Origin of the sequence: Peribacillus sp. NPDC097675 (genome assembly GCF_050277655.1) — a bacterium.
Classification (GTDB): Bacteria; Bacillota; Bacilli; order Bacillales; family DSM-1321; genus Peribacillus.
This window is the reverse complement of the sequence record NZ_JBNNSK010000006.1, coordinates 183,821-203,625: the sequence shown is the minus strand read 5'-3', so window position 1 is coordinate 203,625 and position 19,805 is coordinate 183,821. Positions and strand designations below refer to the sequence as shown.

The 19,805-nt window shown below is 39.3% G+C and carries 17 protein-coding genes; 15 read left to right on the top strand and 2 right to left on the bottom strand.

The annotated features are described in order from the left end of the window. Nucleotides 1-146: 146 nt before the first annotated feature. From ACQKL5_RS11045 to ACQKL5_RS11030, 4 genes are all read left to right on the top strand, one after another. Complete coding sequence (locus ACQKL5_RS11045; RefSeq protein ID WP_427608724.1) at nucleotides 147-290, top strand: hypothetical protein; 144 nt, start codon at nucleotides 147-149, stop codon at nucleotides 288-290. A 96-nt stretch (nucleotides 291-386) separates the two neighbouring features. After that, nucleotides 387-2,273, top strand: a complete 1,887-nt coding sequence (locus ACQKL5_RS11040) for a CoA transferase (protein WP_427608723.1) — start codon at nucleotides 387-389, stop codon at nucleotides 2,271-2,273. Between the two features lie 96 nt (nucleotides 2,274-2,369). Beyond that, nucleotides 2,370-3,149: an enoyl-CoA hydratase/isomerase family protein gene (locus tag ACQKL5_RS11035; protein ID WP_427608722.1), complete on the top strand. Its 780-nt coding sequence runs from the start codon at nucleotides 2,370-2,372 to the stop codon at nucleotides 3,147-3,149. A 37-nt stretch (nucleotides 3,150-3,186) separates the two neighbouring features. Then, entirely contained in the window at nucleotides 3,187-3,915 is a 729-nt protein-coding gene (locus tag ACQKL5_RS11030; protein ID WP_427608720.1) for an enoyl-CoA hydratase/isomerase family protein, read from the top strand. Between the two features lie 37 nt (nucleotides 3,916-3,952). Here ACQKL5_RS11030 and ACQKL5_RS11025 read toward each other — a convergent pair whose 3' ends face one another. Both ACQKL5_RS11025 and ACQKL5_RS11020 read right to left on the bottom strand, forming a co-directional pair. Continuing rightward, nucleotides 3,953-4,720 carry an IclR family transcriptional regulator gene (locus ACQKL5_RS11025; RefSeq protein ID WP_427608719.1) on the bottom strand — a complete coding sequence of 256 codons (768 nt, stop codon included), beginning with the start codon at nucleotides 4,718-4,720 and terminating at the stop codon, nucleotides 3,953-3,955. A gap of 132 nt (nucleotides 4,721-4,852) precedes the next feature. After that, nucleotides 4,853-6,427 carry an amidohydrolase gene (locus ACQKL5_RS11020; RefSeq protein ID WP_427608718.1) on the bottom strand — a complete coding sequence of 525 codons (1,575 nt, stop codon included), beginning with the start codon at nucleotides 6,425-6,427 and terminating at the stop codon, nucleotides 4,853-4,855. A 147-nt stretch (nucleotides 6,428-6,574) separates the two neighbouring features. Between ACQKL5_RS11020 and ACQKL5_RS11015 the strand changes: the two genes are divergently transcribed. The 11 genes from ACQKL5_RS11015 to ACQKL5_RS10965 all read left to right on the top strand — a co-directional run bounded on the left by ACQKL5_RS11015 (nucleotide 6,575) and on the right by ACQKL5_RS10965 (nucleotide 19,782). Further along, the gene (locus ACQKL5_RS11015; RefSeq protein ID WP_427608717.1) at nucleotides 6,575-7,327 is read left to right on the top strand and encodes an SDR family NAD(P)-dependent oxidoreductase; all 753 of its coding nucleotides are present in this window, start codon (nucleotides 6,575-6,577) and stop codon (nucleotides 7,325-7,327) included. A 64-nt stretch (nucleotides 7,328-7,391) separates the two neighbouring features. After that, entirely contained in the window at nucleotides 7,392-8,339 is a 948-nt protein-coding gene (locus tag ACQKL5_RS11010; RefSeq protein ID WP_427608715.1) for an MBL fold metallo-hydrolase, read from the top strand. Nucleotides 8,340-8,648: 309 nt separating this feature from the next. Continuing rightward, nucleotides 8,649-10,721: a helix-turn-helix domain-containing protein gene (locus ACQKL5_RS11005; RefSeq protein ID WP_427608713.1), complete on the top strand. Its 2,073-nt coding sequence runs from the start codon at nucleotides 8,649-8,651 to the stop codon at nucleotides 10,719-10,721. 333 nt (nucleotides 10,722-11,054) lie between these two features. Continuing rightward, nucleotides 11,055-13,247 (top strand): acetate--CoA ligase family protein, encoded by a 2,193-nt coding sequence (locus tag ACQKL5_RS11000; RefSeq protein WP_427608711.1) that lies wholly within the window; start codon nucleotides 11,055-11,057, stop codon nucleotides 13,245-13,247. Between the two features lie 6 nt (nucleotides 13,248-13,253). Beyond that, complete coding sequence (locus ACQKL5_RS10995; protein ID WP_427608709.1) at nucleotides 13,254-13,712, top strand: MaoC family dehydratase N-terminal domain-containing protein; 459 nt, start codon at nucleotides 13,254-13,256, stop codon at nucleotides 13,710-13,712. 84 nt (nucleotides 13,713-13,796) lie between these two features. Continuing rightward, complete coding sequence (locus tag ACQKL5_RS10990) at nucleotides 13,797-14,213, top strand: MaoC/PaaZ C-terminal domain-containing protein (protein ID WP_427608708.1); 417 nt, start codon at nucleotides 13,797-13,799, stop codon at nucleotides 14,211-14,213. A gap of 36 nt (nucleotides 14,214-14,249) precedes the next feature. Next, nucleotides 14,250-15,413, top strand: a complete 1,164-nt coding sequence (locus ACQKL5_RS10985) for a thiolase C-terminal domain-containing protein (protein ID WP_427608707.1) — start codon at nucleotides 14,250-14,252, stop codon at nucleotides 15,411-15,413. Nucleotides 15,414-15,424: 11 nt separating this feature from the next. After that, on the top strand, nucleotides 15,425-15,841 hold the full coding sequence (locus ACQKL5_RS10980; protein WP_427608705.1) for a Zn-ribbon domain-containing OB-fold protein: 417 nt from the start codon (nucleotides 15,425-15,427) through the stop codon (nucleotides 15,839-15,841). 41 nt (nucleotides 15,842-15,882) lie between these two features. Beyond that, complete coding sequence (locus tag ACQKL5_RS10975; RefSeq protein WP_427608703.1) at nucleotides 15,883-17,079, top strand: acyl-CoA dehydrogenase family protein; 1,197 nt, start codon at nucleotides 15,883-15,885, stop codon at nucleotides 17,077-17,079. A 22-nt stretch (nucleotides 17,080-17,101) separates the two neighbouring features. Continuing rightward, the gene (locus ACQKL5_RS10970; RefSeq protein ID WP_427608702.1) at nucleotides 17,102-18,268 is read left to right on the top strand and encodes an acyl-CoA dehydrogenase family protein; all 1,167 of its coding nucleotides are present in this window, start codon (nucleotides 17,102-17,104) and stop codon (nucleotides 18,266-18,268) included. A 38-nt stretch (nucleotides 18,269-18,306) separates the two neighbouring features. Further along, the gene (locus ACQKL5_RS10965) at nucleotides 18,307-19,782 is read left to right on the top strand and encodes an aldehyde dehydrogenase family protein (RefSeq protein WP_427608701.1); all 1,476 of its coding nucleotides are present in this window, start codon (nucleotides 18,307-18,309) and stop codon (nucleotides 19,780-19,782) included. Nucleotides 19,783-19,805: the final 23 nt, after the last annotated feature.

Genomic DNA, 19,805 nt, shown 5'->3' with positions numbered 1-19,805 from the left:
AATATGTTTGTTTAACATGCCAAAGTGAATTTATCGTAATTAAGGCAGCACCTGCAGAAATGAAATGTTGTGGGAAAACCCTGGAAAGCAAATAAACTAATATAGTATGAAAATACAAATAATATATTAAGTAGGGGTGAGTATCAGTGGCAAATCAACTTGGTAAAAGGATGGAATGTAAGCAATGTGGAGTTGAGATCCTATGTATAAAGGCAGGAGAAGGTACTGTTCAATGTTGCAATAAAAATATGGAAATGAAAAAACCAGTTGCCTTACCCACAGCTGATTAAAAAGCCTTGAATACTAACAAGATAAAAAGGAAAACCAAAAATCCAAGTGGGTAAATAAGGTGAAAAAGTAAGTGGAAACTAAGATCTGATATTGGAATGGAAGAAAGGCGTGTAATGGCAATGTTGCATAAATTAGAAAACGAGCTCTTGACCGGAATTCGGATTCTTGAACTTGCAGAAGGTCCTTCTGGTGGATACGCAGGCCGGATGCTTGCAATGAGTGGGGCACAAGTAACCAAGTTGTCGATGAAATCACAAGTAATTTCTTCTTTCCGGGATACCGAAAAAAAGGTTTTACAGGCCAAGGATTTTAGAGACCGTGAGATAATATTGAATCGGCTTCTTTGCGAATCATGGGATATCATATTGTGGGATAGTCATGGATGTAATACGTTGGACCAAAGATTAACTACCTTTCTATCTGATTCAGAATTCCGTAGTATTGTTGTTCGAATAGATTTTCCAAAAGGTATTGAGAATGATGAAGAGCATGGTCTTCAAGCCTTGGGAGGATGGATGGATTTAACTGGTGAACCATCTGGGCCTCCTTTGGCAATTGGAGGTTATCCTGCCTCTTATCTGGTTGGAGCCCATGCTGCAACGGCTGGACTGCTTGCCTTTTTGGAGAAAACGTGGACAGGTCGTGAACGCTTGGTTAAGGTGCAAGCGCTCTCTATTGCCGTTAGTGCTCTAGAAGGCGTTTATTCTAATTATATTTCAACAGGGGTATCTAGAAGTAAATCAGGGAATCGGCACCATTCATTATCCCCAATGGCTATCCTGCCCGCAGCTAATGGTTGGGTCTTTGTGGGAGCCCCAGTTGATGAGAAGTGGGAATTGTTAGAGAATTGGGCGGGATTATCACATCGTGCAGAATGGTCGGATGCAAAAGTGAGAATGGCAGATTGTGATGGTTTGGAAAATTCTTTAGCGAAGTGGACTTGCACAATGACACAGGAGGAATTGTTCGTTACAGGACAGACATTTCGTATGCCTTTTGCTAAAGTCCAAACTCTAGAAGATGTGAAAAACTGTACTCAGCTGGCCGCCCGTCAATTTTGGTCGGATTCAAAGAAGATTAATCTACCTTGGAAAATCAACTCCAATCACACACAAATGAAAGGCGAGGGTGGTAATTCTATAAAGAAATCATCTTGGAAAGATATAAGAATATTGGATTTAACAGGAATGTGGTCTGGCCCATATTGCACGCGATTGTTTGCAGATCTGGGTGTGGAGGTTATTAAAATCGAGGCACCCCACCGTCCGGATGGCATTCGGTCAAATAAAGGTGCATCGTCCCCGTTTTTTAGAGAACTTAATCGAAATAAGACTGGAATTCAATTGGATTTACGATTAGAGTCAGATTATCGAACATTTCTAGATTTAGTGACCACAAGCGATATCCTCATAGAAAACTTCAGCCCACGCGTTATGACCAACTTTGGGTTAACAAGGGAGAAATTATGGAAATATAAACCTGACTTAGCGATTGTTTCACTTTCTGCTTTTGGCCAGACAGGTCCGTATCGAGATTTCGTAGGATATGGCCCTACCCTAGAATCAATGTCTGGGCTGGCATCAATTACTTCTTATCCTAATAAAATTCCTTTTCTCCCCGGATTTTCCTTGACGGATATGGGAGCAGGTATTCATGGTGCTTTTGCTCTTGTTACTTCCCTAATAAGGAAGGAAAACGAATGTACTGGAATGCAGATAGATCTTTCTCAATATGAGGTGGCGTGTCAGTTTACTGCTGATTATTTGATTGATGGGGATATTCCGGCCCAGCAGAAAAATCCTGTTAGTGTGAAAAGTATGATAGATATAGTTAATTCAGGTCAGATAATCCCTTTTTCTTTACCTGGTGGAGATCCTGTACTTGGTTTACCTTGGGAGAGCATAGGTTGGGAAGCTCCTAAGTGTCCGCCTCCAGAATTTAATTCGCATGCCAGTGAAGTGTACGGTCATCTTATTAAGTAATTTCAAAAACATGAAATGAGTGAACGGTGTTACATGGGAATTTTATTGGTTGTAGATGTTACATGGTAGCGCATTTATTTGGAGGAGGTTGAAACTTTGAAATATCAATATCTTAAGGTCTGGATCGAAGAACAAATCTTGTACGTGTTACTGAATGACCCAGAAAAGCAGAATCAATTTAATTCACAGATGTCACAGGAATTAAAAAGCATTGCGCGTGAAATTATAGAAATGAATGACATTAAAGTTATTGTTCTCGGTTCCAGTGGTTCAGACTTTTCGATGGGCTTAAACCATTCATCAGCGACTGTGATTCCGGAAGATGAATCATATGCTACTGTTACTCTAGCAAGTGCAGCAATTGAAGAGTGGGCGCGTATACCCTACCCAATCATTGTCGCTCTAGATGGTCAATGTTCTTCCATTGGTTTGAGTTTGGCATGTGTTGCGGATATCAGGTATGCCACCGATACTGCTTTTTTTTCGGTTCCAGAGTCAACTTGGGGACTCGTTCCAGCTGGAGGCATTACTCAACGTTTGCCGCGCTTGATCGGTAAAGGTCCAGCAATGTCTATGTTGCTTGGCGGAGAAGGGATAACAGCATCTCAAGCACTAACACTTGGTCTAGTAAACAAAGTAATAAGTAGTATCTCTTTGTGGGAAGATGCATGTAGAGAGGCCCAACGGCTAGCCAAACTCTCCACTCTGTCGATGCAATTCACAAAGGAATGTCTCTTAAGAGGGAGTGAATTGCCATTGGAACAAGCACTCCGCCTGGAACTTGACATTTATATGTTGCTCCAAACAAGCCATGACCGAATGGAAGGGGTTCATGCTTTTCTAGAAAAGCGCCCGCTTCAATTTAAAGGAGAATGATTAAAATCAAAAGTGAAATTCCTAAAAGGGGTGACTTATGGAATCATACGATTCAGTAGTCCGTTTAGAAAAAGAGGGACCCATAGCATTAATTACATTAAATCGTCCTGATCGTTTAAATGCATTCAACGTTGCAATGAGGGACCAATTATACGAAATAATCATGGTTATTCGTGATGACCCGACTATTGAGGCAGCTGTATTATGCGGAGCGGGAAAGGGGTTTTGTTCGGGTGCAGATCTAACTGAATTTGGTACCTATCCTCCTGTATTAAAAAAACGGCAAGTTAGGCTACAAAGAGATTTATGGGAGGAAATTCGTCGTATGACAAAGCCAATTGCAGCGGCCTTGCATGGATTTTCAGTAGGATCAGGATTAGAAATGGCTATGCTTTGTGATTTTCGTTTTGCAGCCCCTGGTACAAAATTGGCTTTACCTGAAGCGCAACTGGGGATGATACCTGCAGCAGGAGGAACCCAGAGCCTTCCTAGACTGGTACATCAAGGGTTAGCTATGGATTTTGCTTTGGGTGGTCAACGAATTACGGCAGAAGAAGGATACCGGATGAAAATGATTAGCCGTATTGTGCCTAGAGATGAATTAATACAGTTCACTGTAGACTATATGCGGAAAGTTGTTGAGCATAATGCAAATTCATCAAGGGTAATTAAGTCCTTAGTTACTAATGGTTTGGATATGTCATTAGCTGAAGGATTGGCAAGGGAAAAAGTACTTATAGCGCATACCTGGAATAAACACAAGTAGGAGATTAATACATAGATCTCCTACTTGTGTTTATTGATTAGTGCTTCCCAAATTCCATGGAAATCTTGTTTGCAGTATTTAAAACTAGATTGATCATTTCGTCTCGTCTATCAGGTGTGATGCGTGTCATAGGTAAATATATTCCTATTGTGGCTGCAGGTTCATCAGCCAGTCCCCAAATGGGGGCAACTATACCTGCAGTTTCAGAATCGTATTCTCCAAAACTAGTGGAGTAACCTGCGTTTCGGATTTTTGTCAATTCAGTTTTCAATTGTTCGAAATCCACAGTAGTTTCAGGTGTGGAATTATGTAAAAAGGTCCTTTTGAAATAGTTATCAATATCAGCCGGTGACATGTAAGCCATAAGTAGTTTACCAGTTGCGCTATAATATAATTCCATTTCATCACCTAAGGGAATCGTAACCTTCATGGGATGGGAACTATCGACACCTGATAAGAATATGTTCTTATTTCCTGACCGAATAGATAGATAAATGGACTCAGTCGTATGTGTAGCCAGCTCTTGAATGAATGGCTGTGAAATGGTAATAATATCATTCACTTGAAATTTTCGAATTAATTGAAAGAGGATAGGGCCTGGATAATAACGCTTTGTTTTTGAATCCTTGACCAAAAATCCTCGATCTGCCATAGTGGCAGCCAAACGGAAAGCAGCGGTTTTACTGATACCAGTTTCCCTTTCCACGTCTACGAGTCCTATTGAATCATATTTAAGAAACAAAGTGAGAAGTGATATTGCATTATCTACTGTACTTAATCGATGTATGGTCTTATTAGAAGACATGTATTCCTCCATTAATCTATTCTGTCTTATTCTCTTGGACTAGTATGTAACTGGTCTTAAATATTTTTATAAGTCAAAAGGTAGTTCAATCATACTATAGTCTAAATATTGTGACAAACTGATAATTAGGGTTTAATTTTCTATATCACAGCTGTTATAAACTAATTTCCCTCGTATCCAAGTGCAAAGGGTATGTATGTCACTTAAACTCTCAACCTTGCAAGTAAGCGGATTTTGATCTAATGCTATTAAGTCGGCCTGAAAACCTGGGCGTATCATTCCCCTTTCTTTCTGCCAACCAGCTGCCATGGCAGCTCCAGTCGTATACAATTCTAGTGCTTGCCAACGGCGAATCTTTTCACTGATCCCTAATTGTTTCCCTGATGAGGTAGCGCGGGTGCATGCGGTTTGAATACCAATCCAAGGATTAAAAGTAGCGACCGGGGCATCCGAACCAGCAGCCATTGGGATTCCATTTGAAAGTAGGCTATTCATTCTGTATAGCCAACTATATTCTGAACTCTCCACCTCGGAGAGATATCGGTCGCCATGGTCATGAACCAGGCTTGGATTTGTTACTACGATTATACCTAATTCTGAAATATCCGGTAAAAAAGCTTCAGGACAAAGACTTAAGTGCTCGAGTCTATGTTGGATTTTTTCTTGAGGATATAGCTCTGCCGCATGGCGAATTGCCTCTAGAGCAGACCAAACCATTTCGGGATTTACAACGTGTATGGCCAAGGGCACACCACGAAGAGTGGCTTCGACGGCCAGTCGTGAGAGTTCAAGGGTGTCTGGATATAGTTCTGGCAGAGATTCCATTACGACCTTGATTGGTCCCATTTCCAATGCATTGTAAGATCCAAGCACTTTATTCTTTTCAAGGAAATGCGCCATACAATCGTAATTCTTCATCTCCGTCATCATTTGAATCGCTATTACCCAATCACTTTCCATTTGGCTAGACCAGAATTTCAAGTCAAATATACTATTTGTCGGAGTAGCATCTTGTACCGCCGTTATCCCTTTACTAAGAAGTTTGGTTTGTAAATTCTTTGCCCCGAACTGCAGTTCTTTGGAAGTGATAGGAGGAATCACATCTTGGGATAACCAAGTGTCTCCACCATAAATAAGACCAGTGGGAGTTTTCGTATCAGAATCTCGTTCCACAGTGATACCTACTGGTTCAGAAGGTTCCGTCCCGATTCCTGCTAGTTCGAGAGCCTTACTATTTAGTATGGAAGCATGCCTGGTCACATGGCGTAATCGGATGGGATGATTAGAAGTAGCTTTATCTAAGTCCCATCGTGTAGGATACCGTTTATCTGTTTGGTGAAAAAAATCATATCCAGTTGCGCGTACCCACGATCCTTCGGGAAGAGAATTAGAACGTTTCCGAATGGTTAAAATGATATCTTCGATGTTTGATACATCTTCTCGACCACAAGGAACGGAGAGAACTTGGCTTATCTGAGCACGCAAATGGCAATGGGCATCAATCAGTCCCGGTAAAACTGTCATTCCATCTCCATCGACTCGTTCACCACCAGGTGCTATTGGCCAATAGCTATTGTCATCGTGTCTGATGAGTTCTAGTATCTTGCCATTTGATATGACAACTCCCTTTGCATAAGGACAAAGTGGATCCATAGTAATTACCGAAACATTTTCAATTATTAAGTCGGCTGGCACCTTTTGCGACATAAATCAGAACCTCCGTCCTTTTATTATGTTATAAAAGAAACTTGATTACATTAATATACCATATTTTAGAAAATAATAAGGCTATCTTTAAGAAAGTATTTCTAGCAAAAATAATATTAATATATAGAACTATAGGAGTTGAGGTTCGTGAGATTAAAAGACAAAGTGGCGTTAGTGACAGGTGGATCATCAGGTATTGGGCGAGGAATTTGTCATGCTTTTGCAAAAGAAGGAGCATCTATCTTGTTTGTGGGTTTAAATGAACAAAAAGGAAAAGATACAGAAAGCGAATTATTAGAATTAGGGTGTGAGGCGAAATATATTCAAGCAGATTTAACAGACAGAGCCGTTTTATCTAACTTAGTAGAGAAAACAATAGAATATTTTGGTAAATTGGATATATTGGTAAATAATGCCCATGCTTCAAAAAATGTAAGTTTTGAAGATACGACTGAGGAAATAATGGATTTATCTTTTAATTCGGGATTTTGGCCAACATATATTTTGATGAGAGAAGCCTTGCCCTATTTAAAAGAATCTAAAGGGAAAATCATTAATTTTGCTTCTGGAGCAGGGCTTGAAGGACTAAGCAAACAAACGTCATATGCGGCAGCTAAAGAGGCTATTCGTGCCATTTCTCGAGTTGCAGCTAATGAATGGGGAAGATATGGTATCAATGTCAATATAATTTCCCCTTTAGCAAATTCACCCGGAATTGAACATTGGCATGAAAATAATATCAACTCTTATAACAAGATGATAGCGACCATTCCACTAAGACGGCTGGGTGATTGTGAGAATGATATTGGCAGAACTGCAGTGTTTCTTGCAAGTAGCGATGCTGATTATATAACAGGGCAAACTCTTATGGTAGATGGTGGTACGGTCAAGGTTAGGTAACCATTAAGTAGAAATAAATAACTTTGTTATAAAACCACTATTGTCAATTGAAAGGAGTTCATGAATGATTAATAAGGTGTCTGACCAAATTTATCAATTAAAAGTACCCATTCCCTATGATATGGGGCATGTTAATTGCTATTTAATAAAAGGAGAAAATGGTTTTACAATAGTTGATACTGGGGATTACACGGAGGAAGCCAAAATATTATGGACTAAAGTGCTTTCTGAAGACACTCCTGTAGAAAAGTTGGTATTGACTCATTGTCATCCTGACCATGTTGGTTTAGCTGGCTGGTTTCAAAAGCGATTCAATATGCCAGTATGGATGTCAGCAAAAAGTTATGAAGAGATGCTAAGGATAAGGGCATCCTTCCAGGATGAAAAATCATCTAATTCACACTCATCCTTATTGTATTTACATGGGTTACCTATTACCACTAATCAGGATAATGAATTTAATAGGATGGAATCCTATGATTTTGAACCCAATCATCTCTTTGAAGATCATGAAGAAATTATACTTGGGGATAGCATCTTTGAAACCATATGGACCCCAGGGCATTCTCCCGATCATTTTTGCTTTTATAATCAACAATATGGCATTCTCTTAGCAGGCGATCATATTCTGAATGATATTAATCCAATTGTTATGTCCCAAAGCGTTGGAGATAATCCGTTAAAGAATTATATCCACTCCCTTGATAAAATCAAGAACTACCCTACCCAATTTGTACTTACTGGACATGGTGAGTCAATAACAAACTTATCAAGACGAATTGAAGATATGAAGATACATTACCAGAAGAGATGGAAACAGGCATATGAATCAATCCTTGAACAAGGAAGTAGCGCCTATCAGGTGTCTCAACTTATATATGGTAAGGAACTTTCCCTTCATCGCTCTATATCTGCGTTAATCCAAACTATTACAAATTTAGTTTACTTAGAGTCTATAGGGAATATAAAGATGGAAAAACATGGTGGAAGGGTATACTTCTATCAAAATTAAAATGATCTACTGTAATAGATACTCCGGAATAAACAGAAACTCTTACATAGTTTTTGTTTAACTAAGTAAGAGTTTCCACAGTATGATTTCTCACTAGTTTTGCAACCTCCCCGTTAATACATCATTGTTAAAATGTCGTAGTGGCCTCAGGTGTAAGTTAAATCGTTCAAATGAATGAAGGAAAAAGTCTATGTATATAGAATATAAAGGAATAGATATATTTAGGATTTTTGGTATGACTACATGTTATATATCTTCTTGAAAATCATATAGTAGTAGATAGCGGCTTAAGTAAACTAGGAGGTCTTCATGCAGAAAAATATACACGGTATGGAAAACCTAACAATGGAAACATATAGCCAATCGAATGGTACTATGTCTCATTTTCCCTGGTCAAATAAAATCAAGGACTTTTTGGTACTTTGCATTTATGAACCAAGCAACCAATATTATGATTTTAATAAAACTTTCAAGCTACATAAGCTAAAAGGTTTGACCGGTTTTCAAATGTTTAAAGAGGGGTTGAGTACATCTTTTGTTATTTGGGAAGAGTCTTACAAGGAAAACGAAGAACTGTTTTTCAAGTTAAGGGTTACCGCTCGAAATGAAACCATTTCTCAAATGGCCCAAAATATTGTATTTCACCTTATAAGTAGGTATGAAAAAATCGCTTCAAAAAGTGACACTTTTTTAAATGATAAACAATTAATTGAAGATGCCATTTATCAAATGGAAAATAAATTAAAAAAAGATACTTTTCTGGCTAAGGAGTCTGTTTGGAATGATTTCTACAGCTGGTTTAGGCTTCAAATAAAAGAATGGATTCTTGAAGAAATAGTCAATTTAATAGGTTTTAATGAGGTGGAAAGTCTTGATGATGAAGAACTGAATAATATATTCTATCAACATCTTACTAATAATTTCGCTAAAGACACTGGTTTTGTATCGAAATTAATATATCTAGTAAATGGTTATGTACAAGAATGGGTTAAATTAATCATCATTCATTTCAATTTAGAATCTTGCTCTACGGAAAAAATAGAGGAAATTCTTTGTTTTAAAAAAGATTTTTGTCCTACAGCTGATTTATTATTAACTAATATCAGGGATTTCTCTTCAAGCTTTACTATCCAAGATCATCTACTGGTGATGAATAATGCTCCGTATCAATCTGTCAGAGACGCCATTTATAAAAAAAACTTTCAAAAAGTCGGAAAGACCCCCTGGCCATCAACTCCTATCTTAAGAGGCAACACGGAAGGCTTTATACAAATTATACCTAAGGCCAATCACTCCCTACATATCAATCAGAGTCTAGTCGAGGAAGCATGGAACCAAGTACAGTTATTGTCGGATGCAGATGTGGATGTATTCGATGCTCTTTGTAGCCTTTTTTTATCTAAGGCCAGGCATAATGAAGATATCATAGAAATCCATTTGAATGAATTACTTTCCATTAGAGGGTTAAAACCTAAACTTGGTGGAGACGGACGAAGAGGTGGATATGAAGCAAAACAACGAGAACAAATTTTGAAATCGCTTACAAATATTCAAAGCATATGGATTAACATCCATAAATCCATCGTTTATGAAAAAGGGAAACCTGTCCATACAATGTTACAAGGACGTACATTTATTTTTAAAAACCATATGGGTGAAGAATACTCTATTTCCGAAAAAACATGCAAAAAAAAGATAACGTTTACAATTGATGAAGTTTTTGCTAAATTCTTGAATGGTTCTGGAAGGCAAGTTGCACTTCTTTCAATTAAAGCGTTGCAATATAATCCCTATAAACAGCTTTGGGAGAAACGACTTACAAGATATTTAAGTTGGCGTTGGAGGACACAAGCTAGAAAAGGAACCTTCTTACAACCGAATAAAACAAGTACGCTATTGGAAGCAATCGGTGAAAAGCTGAATACCCGTACACCATCGCGCACTAGGGAGCGTTTTGAAAAGGCTCTGGACATATTACTTGAAGATGGCGTGATAGCATCATGGCACTACGAAAAGTGGGACGAATCTATTGCTGATTTTAAGGGTTGGGCAAATATTTGGTTAAATTCTATGATATTAATAGAACCCCCTGAAATTATTAAGGATCAGTACCGTTCAATCGAGAAAAAACAAAAAGTCCAAATAGAAAGCAAACATGGGCAACTTAATCTTACTAACCAAAAGAAAAATGAACAATTAGGTGAGCTCATAAGAATGACAAGAAAAAATCTTAATCTTACTTTATTTCAATTGGCAGAAGAACTGGAAGTATCCGCTCCTTATGTGAGTAATATTGAGCGAGGAATAAAAATCCCATCCAATAAAATTCGGATGAAAATGCTTAAATGGTTGGAAAGTCATGAAACAAACCATGAAAAATAGATGTTAAGAAGCTTGTAAATGATAAAGATTTTTTATTGGGAGTCTCTTTAGTGGGGTTCCCTTTTTTATTTTCCTTCAAAAAAAGGTTATGCGTTTATCTTGTTCAGTTGTCGGGGCTATCGATAAGGGATGTCGGGGTTATAAAGAACATGAATTTTTTTGAGAGATCTTGAAGCCCCTGGTGTATCAAAGGTTTGCTAACCTGTATAAAAAAATTATCCGCCTAATGTTTATATGAATTTAGTAATAGTTAATTTTCTTGTCATTTTTTCTCAACATGTAAGATAAAAACAGAGAAATACTTTATACATTACGAGGTTGGGGGGAGAATTTATGATTAATGAAAAGCAATTAAATCTTTCAAATCAATCGCTCGATCCTTTATTTAATCCTAGGTCAGTAGCTATACTTGGTGCTTCGGCAACAAAATTCAAAATCGGCAATTTACAAGTGAAAACTCTTTTAGATGGGAAATATATCGGTGAGATTTATCCTATCAATCCTAAAGCAAAAGAAATCGAAGGCTTAAAGTGTTATCCATCCTTATCGGATGTTCCAAATGATATTGACTTGGCTATCTTTTGTTTAAGTGCTGAGCAAGTTCAGCAAGGTTTAGAGGAATGTGGAAAAAAGAATGTTAAAGCTGCAATCATTTTTTCTGCCGGTTTTTCTGAAACTGGTAAAGAAGGAATTGAAAAACAAAAGGTTATCACTGAGATTGCTAGGAAGAATGGTATCCGAATAATTGGCCCTAACTGTGTTGGTTTAGTCAATTTGTCTAACGGATTAATCGGAACGTTTTCACCAGCAATTCTATCCGTTCCTTTAGATGGTCAAAGAGGTGTTGGATATGTCTCACAGAGCGGGGCGTTTGGAGTATTAACCTATATGGCAGCGGCCCAGAATGATCTTAGTTTTAATTATTTTGTAAGTGTGGGAAATGAAATGGAAACCGAGTTTGCCGACGTAGTGGAATATATGGTTCATGATCCAAAGATAAGTATAATCAGTGGATACTTAGAAGGAGCAAAAAAACCAGAAAAATTAAGAGATTTAGCTAAGCAAGCATTAGACAAGAATAAACCGATCATTGTCATGAAAACAGGTCGCAGTATTGCTGGAAGTAGAGCTGCCGCCTCGCATACTGGTTCTCTCGCTGGATCGGATAAGATATATGACGCATTTTTCAAGCAATCAGGCATTGTAAGGGCTGATGATTATGAGGATATCATTTCTTTTTCGAAGCTTTTTCTCTCTAATAAATTACCAAGCGGTAGAAATACGGTAATCATCACTAGTTCCGGTGGTAGGGGAATAAACGAAGCAGACCGTTGTGAAGAATATGGACTTACTATCCTCCCTCTAAGTGAAAGAACAAAGGAAAAAATTATGTCTAACATCCCCACTTTTGCAAGCGCTTCCAACCCGGTAGATCTAACAGCTGCTGCCGCTGTTTCCAATCCGGAATTATTTATCGCTCCATTAAGGGCCCTTATTGAAGATCCTGAAGTGGATAATATTATTTTTACTGAATTCCCTAATTATTGGGATGCCAATCATCCATTGTTGAAAGAGTTCATAGATCTTTGTAAGGATTCAAATAAATTCATATTCATTACCTCTTTTCCGCTAGAAGGAATGTCTATTCCTCAAGGTATGGAAGAGCTTGTTAAAAATGGAATTCCCGTTGTGCCCGGTAATTTAAATCCTATTAGGGGGTTTGCTAAATTAGTCGAATACAGTGAATATTATCGAAAGAATAAGGAGTTACATGCATTTGAACAGCTTGAAATTCCTAAGTTGATAGAGAAGCAAGATATAGAAGCACTATTACCTGCTGGAATGACATTGAGTGAATCAGAAGCAACCACTATATTGGATCATTATCAAATTCCAACTACAAAGAGAACTTTAGCCACTACTGCTGAAGAAGCGTCAAATTATGCAACAAATATGGGATATCCGGTCGTCTTGAAAGTGGACTCCCCTGATATTCCGCATAAAACGGAGGCAGATGCCATTCGATTGAATGTCAAGGGCGAAGAGGAAGTTGTAGAAGCTTTCGATGAAATAACCCGTAATGCCCTGAAATATAAACCAGACGCTAGAATTAATGGAATTTCCGTACAGGAGATGCTTCCGAATGGCGTGGAAGTAATCATAGGGGCTAATAATGATCCGGTTTTTGGACCTGTTATCATGTTTGGTCTTGGAGGGATATTTGTAGAGGTCTTCAAAGATGTATCGCTCAGAGTTGCGCCACTTTCCAGAAAAGATGCCCATGAAATGATTGAAGAAATTAAGGGAAAAGCCATTCTTAAAGGTGCTAGGGGAAAAGAACCGGTTGATATCGAGTCCATCATTGATGTGTTACTAAAGGTTTCCGCCTTGGTTATAGATCATAAAGATTTCATCAAGGAACTTGATATAAATCCTTTAATAGTTTATGGAAATGGAATTAAAGCAGCGGATGCGATGCTTGTTATCGGTAACGAATCAGAATTGAAAACAACGATTAGGGGGTAGCAAACTATGGAATTGGATTATTTAAAGGGTTTAACCGGAAATCAGTTTGTATTTGAAGTCGAAAAAAGGCATATACGTCAATTTGCAGAGGCGATAGGTGATTCCAATCCTTTATATGTGGATGAAGAATATGCTGCCAAAACGATATATGGAGGTATTATTGCACCTCCCACTTTTCCGATAGCCATAGGCCAAGATAGTGGAGAGAGCCTAGAGCTAAATCTTGATCAAAGAAGAATGCTACATGGTGAACAGGAATTCATCTATGAACGCCCGATTCGTCCTGGGGATAGACTATATTGCCAGATGAAGGTCTCTGATGTGTATGAACGTGAAGGTAAAAAAGGGCCGATGCAGTTCGTGGTTCTCGACACAGAAATCAAAGATGAATCGGGTCAGTTGGTTGTGATAAGCCGGACGAATATTATCTATAGGCCCTTAAAAGCAAAATCTTCTACAGTTTAAGTGAGGTATAAATGGTTTTTAATGAGTAGTCGTTAACCAGTCGTTCTGGCAAAAGGAAGAGTTCCGATGAGGGAGGAAAAGGAAATGCTGAATTATGAAGGCTTAAAAGAAGGACAAAGACTTAAGTCACTCACCAAGCCAAGTGTAACAAAAGTGCAATTAGTCAAATATGCAGGTGCTTCAGGTGATTTCAATCCGCTTCATACAGATGATGACTTTGCTAAAAAAGTGGGAATGCAAGGGGTGATTGCCCACGGAATGCTGGTCATGGGTTTTCTTGGGGAGTATGTAATGAACTTGGCAGGAGACATAGCAGTGCCATCTAACTTTAAAATGAGATTCGGTGCTATGACTATGCCAGGAGACCAAATTACCTGTTCAGCATTTGTGAATAACGTGTATGAAGAAGAGGGGAAACGCTTTGTTAAACTGGATCTTATTGCAGAAAAAGAACCAGAACATGTTGTGGGATCAGGTCAAGTGGTCTTGCAATTTCAATAGGGAGCAGTTTGTAGCAAACAAAAGGGAGGCTTTTTTATGGGAAGTATAAAAGATCGCTATGCCATTGTCGGAGTTGGGGAAAGTGAACGATCCAGGAATTCTGGAACAACGCCCTTACATCTGGCATTGGATGCCGCACGAGCTGCATTGAATGATGCTGGTCTTCAAGCGAAGGACATTGATGGCTTCATGAGCTATTCAGAAAATGATTCTTGTACATCACATCAGTTAGCCACGTATTTAGGGGTTCGTCCGAAATATGTGAAGGATATCATGGGTGGAGGTAGCAGTACGGAGATGTTGATCGCCGATGCTGTTGGTCTCATTGAAACAGGGCAAGTAAATACAGTTTTAATTTACCGTTCCATGAATGGGCGATCTGGTGTCCGCATGGGCGGAGGCGGCTGGGATGTGAATTTGCTCCAATCGGCTATCGAAGGGGGCAGCTTTATCATACCTTACGGAGCGGGCAGCCCCTCTCAATGGTTCGGACTTTTTGCCACTCGTCATATGCATGAAACCGGGTTGACACAGGAACATCTAGGACATGTTTGTACTAGTTTCTATGAGCATGCCCAAAGAAACCCTAAAGCATTTTTTTATGGAAAGCCTTTAACGATGGAAGAATATAAAAATACACCATATTTAAGCTATCCGTTTAATAAGCACGATTTTTGTATGGAATCTGATGAAGCAAATGCGATCATTGTCACTTCAGCAGAGCGAGCTAAGAGTGGAAAATCTAAACCAGTTTACATCATGGGGTTATCTGCGAGACAGTGTGTGTCACACGCACATTATTGGAACAATCTAGATGAAGTGGCAGCTGACTATGTTGCCCCGGAAGTGTATAAGATGGCTGGCGTGACACCTGAAGATATTCAGGTTGCTTCCATTTATGATTGTTATAGCTGGGTAGTCCTTCGACAATTGGAGGCCTACGGGTTCGCTCCACGAGGTGAAGTGGGGAATTTTGTAGCAGAAGGAAACTTACGTATGGGAGGTAAATTACCATCGAATACTGCAGGAGGAATGTTATCGGAAGGCTATACACATGGCATGAATAACGTTTTGGAAATTGTTCGACAAGTCCGCCATGAATATAAAGGGACAGATCGCCAGGTAGAAGATTGTGAAATAGGTATTTGTACTGGCTGGGCAGGTCCAGATATCGCCGGCGCTATGATTCTTAGAAACTAGGAGGGAAAAAGATGGAATACCAAAAACCAATTCCAGTAAAAACCCAAGATAATACCCCATATTGGGATGGGGCAGATCGTCATGAACTAATTCTCCAAAAGTGCAATAGTTGCCATGAGTATGCGCATCCGCCTGGGCCAAGCTGTGCCAAATGTGGGAGTACGGAATTAAGTTGGGAAAGTCAAGGCAGTGACATAAAAGGGAAAGTTTATTCATATATCATTTCCTATCGTCCTTTTCTGCCTGGATTCCAAGATGATTTACCACTCATCATTGCGATTGTTGAACTAGATAAATTACCTAATGTCAAATTGACCGGGAATATTCTACAGTGTCCAACTGAAGAGGTTCAAATAGGAATGCCGGTCAAGATGATCTGGAAGGAAATGACGGAAGAACGTTCATTGCCACAATGGATTCAAGTATAGATGTTCAAATTTTACACTGGTAAAAAAGGGGGAAAGTAACGATGGATTTTTCATTTTCAGCAAAGGAAGAAGAATTCCGACATGAATTAAGAACCTGGCTTGAACAAAACTTACCTGAAGGTTGGTTAGATGGATCTAGTCAAGTTTCCAAGGATGAAAGTGAATATGCCGCTTTTTTAAGGAATTGGCAAAGGAAATTATATGAAGGTGGCTGGGCTGGTATAGCTTGGCCGAAAAAATATGGTGGCCGGGAAGCGACATTGATGGAGGAAATTGTTTATCAACAGGAAATGGTTCGCGTTAAAGCACCACCTCTAGTAAATTATGTCGGTCTTCATATGGTGGCTCCAACTCTTATGCAAATTGGTACGGAAGAACAAAAAGAAAAGTATATTCAAAAGATTCTCACGGGAGAAGAGGTTTGGTGTCAAGGATACTCCGAGCCAAATGCCGGATCAGATTTATCAGCCATCCAAACGAGTGCAGTAAAAGATGGGGATCGTTGGATCATTAATGGCCAAAAGGTATGGACAAGCTTTGGACATCTAGCGGATCGCTGCTTTTTACTCGCTAGAACAAATCGCTATGATAAGAAGCATAAAGGAATTACAGTATTCCTCTTGGATATGAAACAGCCAGGAGTAGAAACGCGACCTATCATTCAAATGGACGGCCAGCATGATTTTAATGAGGTGTACTTAAACGATACGATTGCATACGATGCCGAAATCGTTGGAGAAGTGGATGAAGGATGGAAGGTTACAATTGCTCTCCTTATGCATGAGAGAACAGGCATAGGAGCACAGGTTTTCACAGTGGAACAGCAATTTAATGACCTTGTATCATTGACAAAAGAATTGAAAGAGGATGACAAGCCGTTAATGGAGGATCCGCTTGTTCGTAAATCAATGATAGATTTATACACCCGTTCTCGTGGTTCGCTATTAAACTATTATCGAAATTTGACCAAGACATTAAAAAATGGTCACCCAGGAGCAGAAGGTTCCATGGATAAGTTATTAGTAAGTGAACTTACCAAAGACCTGCTTTCTCAATCGATCTCCTTACAAGGTCATCAAGGCCTTCTTTGGAAAGAAGATGCCATTTCAGGTCAGTCGTATTGGCAAGATAATTACCTTTATTCATTTGGCCAGACAATTGGCGGGGGAACGAGTGAAATACAAAAGAATACAATCGCTGAAAGAATTCTAGGCTTACCAAAGGATATGGGACGCTAAGTCTAAATAGGGGTGAAGGAAAATGGATTTTTCTTTAAATCGAGAACAAGAGATGTTTCGGGGATATGTCCGAAAGTATTTAGATGATGCAGGTCAAACAAAAACAGCTCGTGAATTTATTAAGGCTAATTTGGAACCGTTACAAGGCGTTCAAAGAGGAATGGCTGAATTAGGTTGTACGAGCATAAATATTTCCGAAGAATATGAAGGAATGGGATTAGGACCTTTGGATTTGATACCTGTACTTGAAGAATCAGGTCGTTCGTTATTACCAGGGCTGTATTTAGAAACGAGTGCATTGGCTGTTCCCTTATTAGAAAAATTCGGTACGGAAGAACAAAAAGAGAATTACCTACCTTATATAGCTAATGGGACTAAAATGTTCTCTCTTGCATGGTTAGAGAGGGGTGGAAGTTATAGTCCTTCTGGAATTACCCTCTCTGGAAAAGTGGAAAATGATCAAGTGATAGTAAATGGGGTAAAATCACTTGTTCCAGATGCCGAGTTAGCCGATCATTTTATCGTAACGGTACGTACAGATATTGGAAAAGGTACAGAAGGGATTTCGTTAGTTATTGTCGATCGCACAGATCCGAACCTAACTATACAACACCAAAAAAACATGGATGAGACACGTAGCTTAGGAGAGCTTACATTTACTAACGTTAAAGTTCCTAGAACTCAAATCCTCGGAACCCTACACAAAGGCTGGGATGTTCTCCAAGAAGGTTTGCTTTCATTTAATGCTGCTCTTTCAGCTGTAATTGTGGGAGCAATGGAGAAAATAGTCGAGATGGCTACCGAGTATGCAAAGATTCGTGAACAATTTGGTCAGCCCATCGGAAGATTTCAGGCTATTAAACACAGAATAGTAGATATGAAGACAGATTTGGAGACAGCAAAGTCATTGACGTATTATGCAAACTGGGCACTAGAAAGTCATGCATCCGACCGTGTCCAAGCTATTGCTTGTGCGCGAATATTTGCAACTGATGCCTTTACCCGCATCTCCGCCGATAATATACAAATTCATGGAGGAATTGGTTTTACAGAAGAATTAGATTGCCAGTTATTTGTAAAGCGTGCTCGATTCTATGAAAATTATTTAGGGCGTACAGAACAATTTTATAAACAAGCGGCAACAGCGTTAGGGTGGTATGAAGAAAGTGCAATTATCATTCCTGTTTGAGTTAATGGATACCTATTTTGAAAGGGTGACGATGAATAGTGAAAATAGCAAATGAAATTAAAAATTATCAGAATGTTATAAATGGAAATAGAACTCACTCTTCTTCGGGAAAACAAATAGATAGTATCGATCCATCAACGGGAAATGTTTGGGCCACTATTCCTTGCAGCACGGTAGAAGATGCGGAATCCGCAGTATTATCAGCTCGAAATGCTTTTGAAGGCTGGTCCTCTCTATCCGCGATAGAACGTGCAGATTACTTGAGGAGAATTGGTGATCTAATCGTTCAACATGGTGAAGAGTTAGCAGAGTTAGAAACAAGAGATAATGGATGGGTGATTAGGGAAACAAGCTATGGACTCATACCGAGCTTAGCAAGTTATTGGTACGATGCGGCAGGAGCAACAGCTGTAGGAAGTAAGGGTGATACGGTCCAATTAGGGTCTACAAGTGTTGGATATACTTTAAGGGAGCCTTTTGGTGTCATAGTAGGAATTCTGCCATGGAACGCACCGCTTTTTACTTTTACAGTTAAAGCTGCTTATGCGCTTGCTGCCGGGAATACCATCATAATAAAACCATCAGAACTGGCTTCTGTCTCATCATTGAGGTACGGTGAATTAATTAATGAAATTCTTCCACCTGGAGTATTGAATGTTGTATCAGGGGATGGAGTGGAAGTTGGGAGCACATTAGTCAGTCATCCACTTGTAAATAGAGTTAGTTTAACTGGATCTGGGGCTACGGCCCGGTCGATTGCCCAATCAACGGCAGGTAATCCTAAACCGATGACGTTTGAGTTGGGTGGAAAATCCCCCAATATCGTATTCGAGGACGCAGATCTTGAAAAAGCAGCACAAGGGGTTACACTTAACGGAATTTTTACTGGAAATGCTGGTCAATTATGTACAGGTGGGTCAAGAATTCTTATACAAAGGTCGATTTTCGAAGATATGATTTCTAAAATGAAAGAAGTCATGACCGAGTATAATAAACTAGGGGATCCCATGCATCCAGAAAGTGCGATGGGACCGATTGCTAATGCCATACATTACGAAAAGGTATGCTCTTATATAGAGTTAGGAAAAAAAGAAGGGGGAGAAATTATCCTCGGCGGCCGTCATGGTGGACAGAATCTATTGCCGGACTCACCCCACTTATCGGAAGGATACTGGGTTGAACCGACGTTGATCAAGGTGACTAGCAATTCACTTCGAATTTGTCAGGAGGAGATATTCGGCCCAGTGGCGACCGTAATTCCTTTTGATACAGAAGAGGAAGCGATTTCTATGGCCAATGATACGGCCTATGGACTTGGCGCGGGAGTTTGGACGACGAATTTGAATCGAGCCCATCGAATGATTCGTAAATTAGAGTCCGGTAATGTTTGGGTCAATACATTCCGGACAGTAGGTCCTGAATTACCTTTCGGAGGCCACAAAAGTAGTGGTTACGGTGTGGATTCGGTTCTAGAATTCACCCGTGAGAAAACGTGCTATATAGAAATCGGTTGACCTTGAAGGTTAAATTAGAGTGG

Excerpts from the sequence above, each read along its gene's own strand:
- ACQKL5_RS11040 (WP_427608723.1), top strand. The coding sequence starts at position 387 with ATGGAAGAAAGGCGTGTAATGGCAATGTTGCATAAATTAGAAAACGAG.
- ACQKL5_RS10975 (WP_427608703.1), top strand. The coding sequence starts at position 15,883 with ATGGATTTTTCATTTTCAGCAAAGGAAGAAGAATTCCGACATGAATTA.
- ACQKL5_RS10970 (WP_427608702.1), top strand. The coding sequence starts at position 17,102 with ATGGATTTTTCTTTAAATCGAGAACAAGAGATGTTTCGGGGATATGTC.
- ACQKL5_RS11000 (WP_427608711.1), top strand. The coding sequence starts at position 11,055 with ATGATTAATGAAAAGCAATTAAATCTTTCAAATCAATCGCTCGATCCT.
- ACQKL5_RS10995 (WP_427608709.1), top strand. The coding sequence starts at position 13,254 with ATGGAATTGGATTATTTAAAGGGTTTAACCGGAAATCAGTTTGTATTT.
- ACQKL5_RS10990 (WP_427608708.1), top strand. The coding sequence starts at position 13,797 with ATGCTGAATTATGAAGGCTTAAAAGAAGGACAAAGACTTAAGTCACTC.
- ACQKL5_RS11030 (WP_427608720.1), top strand. The coding sequence starts at position 3,187 with ATGGAATCATACGATTCAGTAGTCCGTTTAGAAAAAGAGGGACCCATA.
- ACQKL5_RS10985 (WP_427608707.1), top strand. The coding sequence starts at position 14,250 with ATGGGAAGTATAAAAGATCGCTATGCCATTGTCGGAGTTGGGGAAAGT.
- ACQKL5_RS10980 (WP_427608705.1), top strand. The coding sequence starts at position 15,425 with ATGGAATACCAAAAACCAATTCCAGTAAAAACCCAAGATAATACCCCA.
- ACQKL5_RS11020 (WP_427608718.1), bottom strand. The coding sequence starts at position 6,427 with ATGTCGCAAAAGGTGCCAGCCGACTTAATAATTGAAAATGTTTCGGTA.
- ACQKL5_RS11010 (WP_427608715.1), top strand. The coding sequence starts at position 7,392 with ATGATTAATAAGGTGTCTGACCAAATTTATCAATTAAAAGTACCCATT.
- ACQKL5_RS11025 (WP_427608719.1), bottom strand. The coding sequence starts at position 4,720 with ATGTCTTCTAATAAGACCATACATCGATTAAGTACAGTAGATAATGCA.
- ACQKL5_RS11005 (WP_427608713.1), top strand. The coding sequence starts at position 8,649 with ATGCAGAAAAATATACACGGTATGGAAAACCTAACAATGGAAACATAT.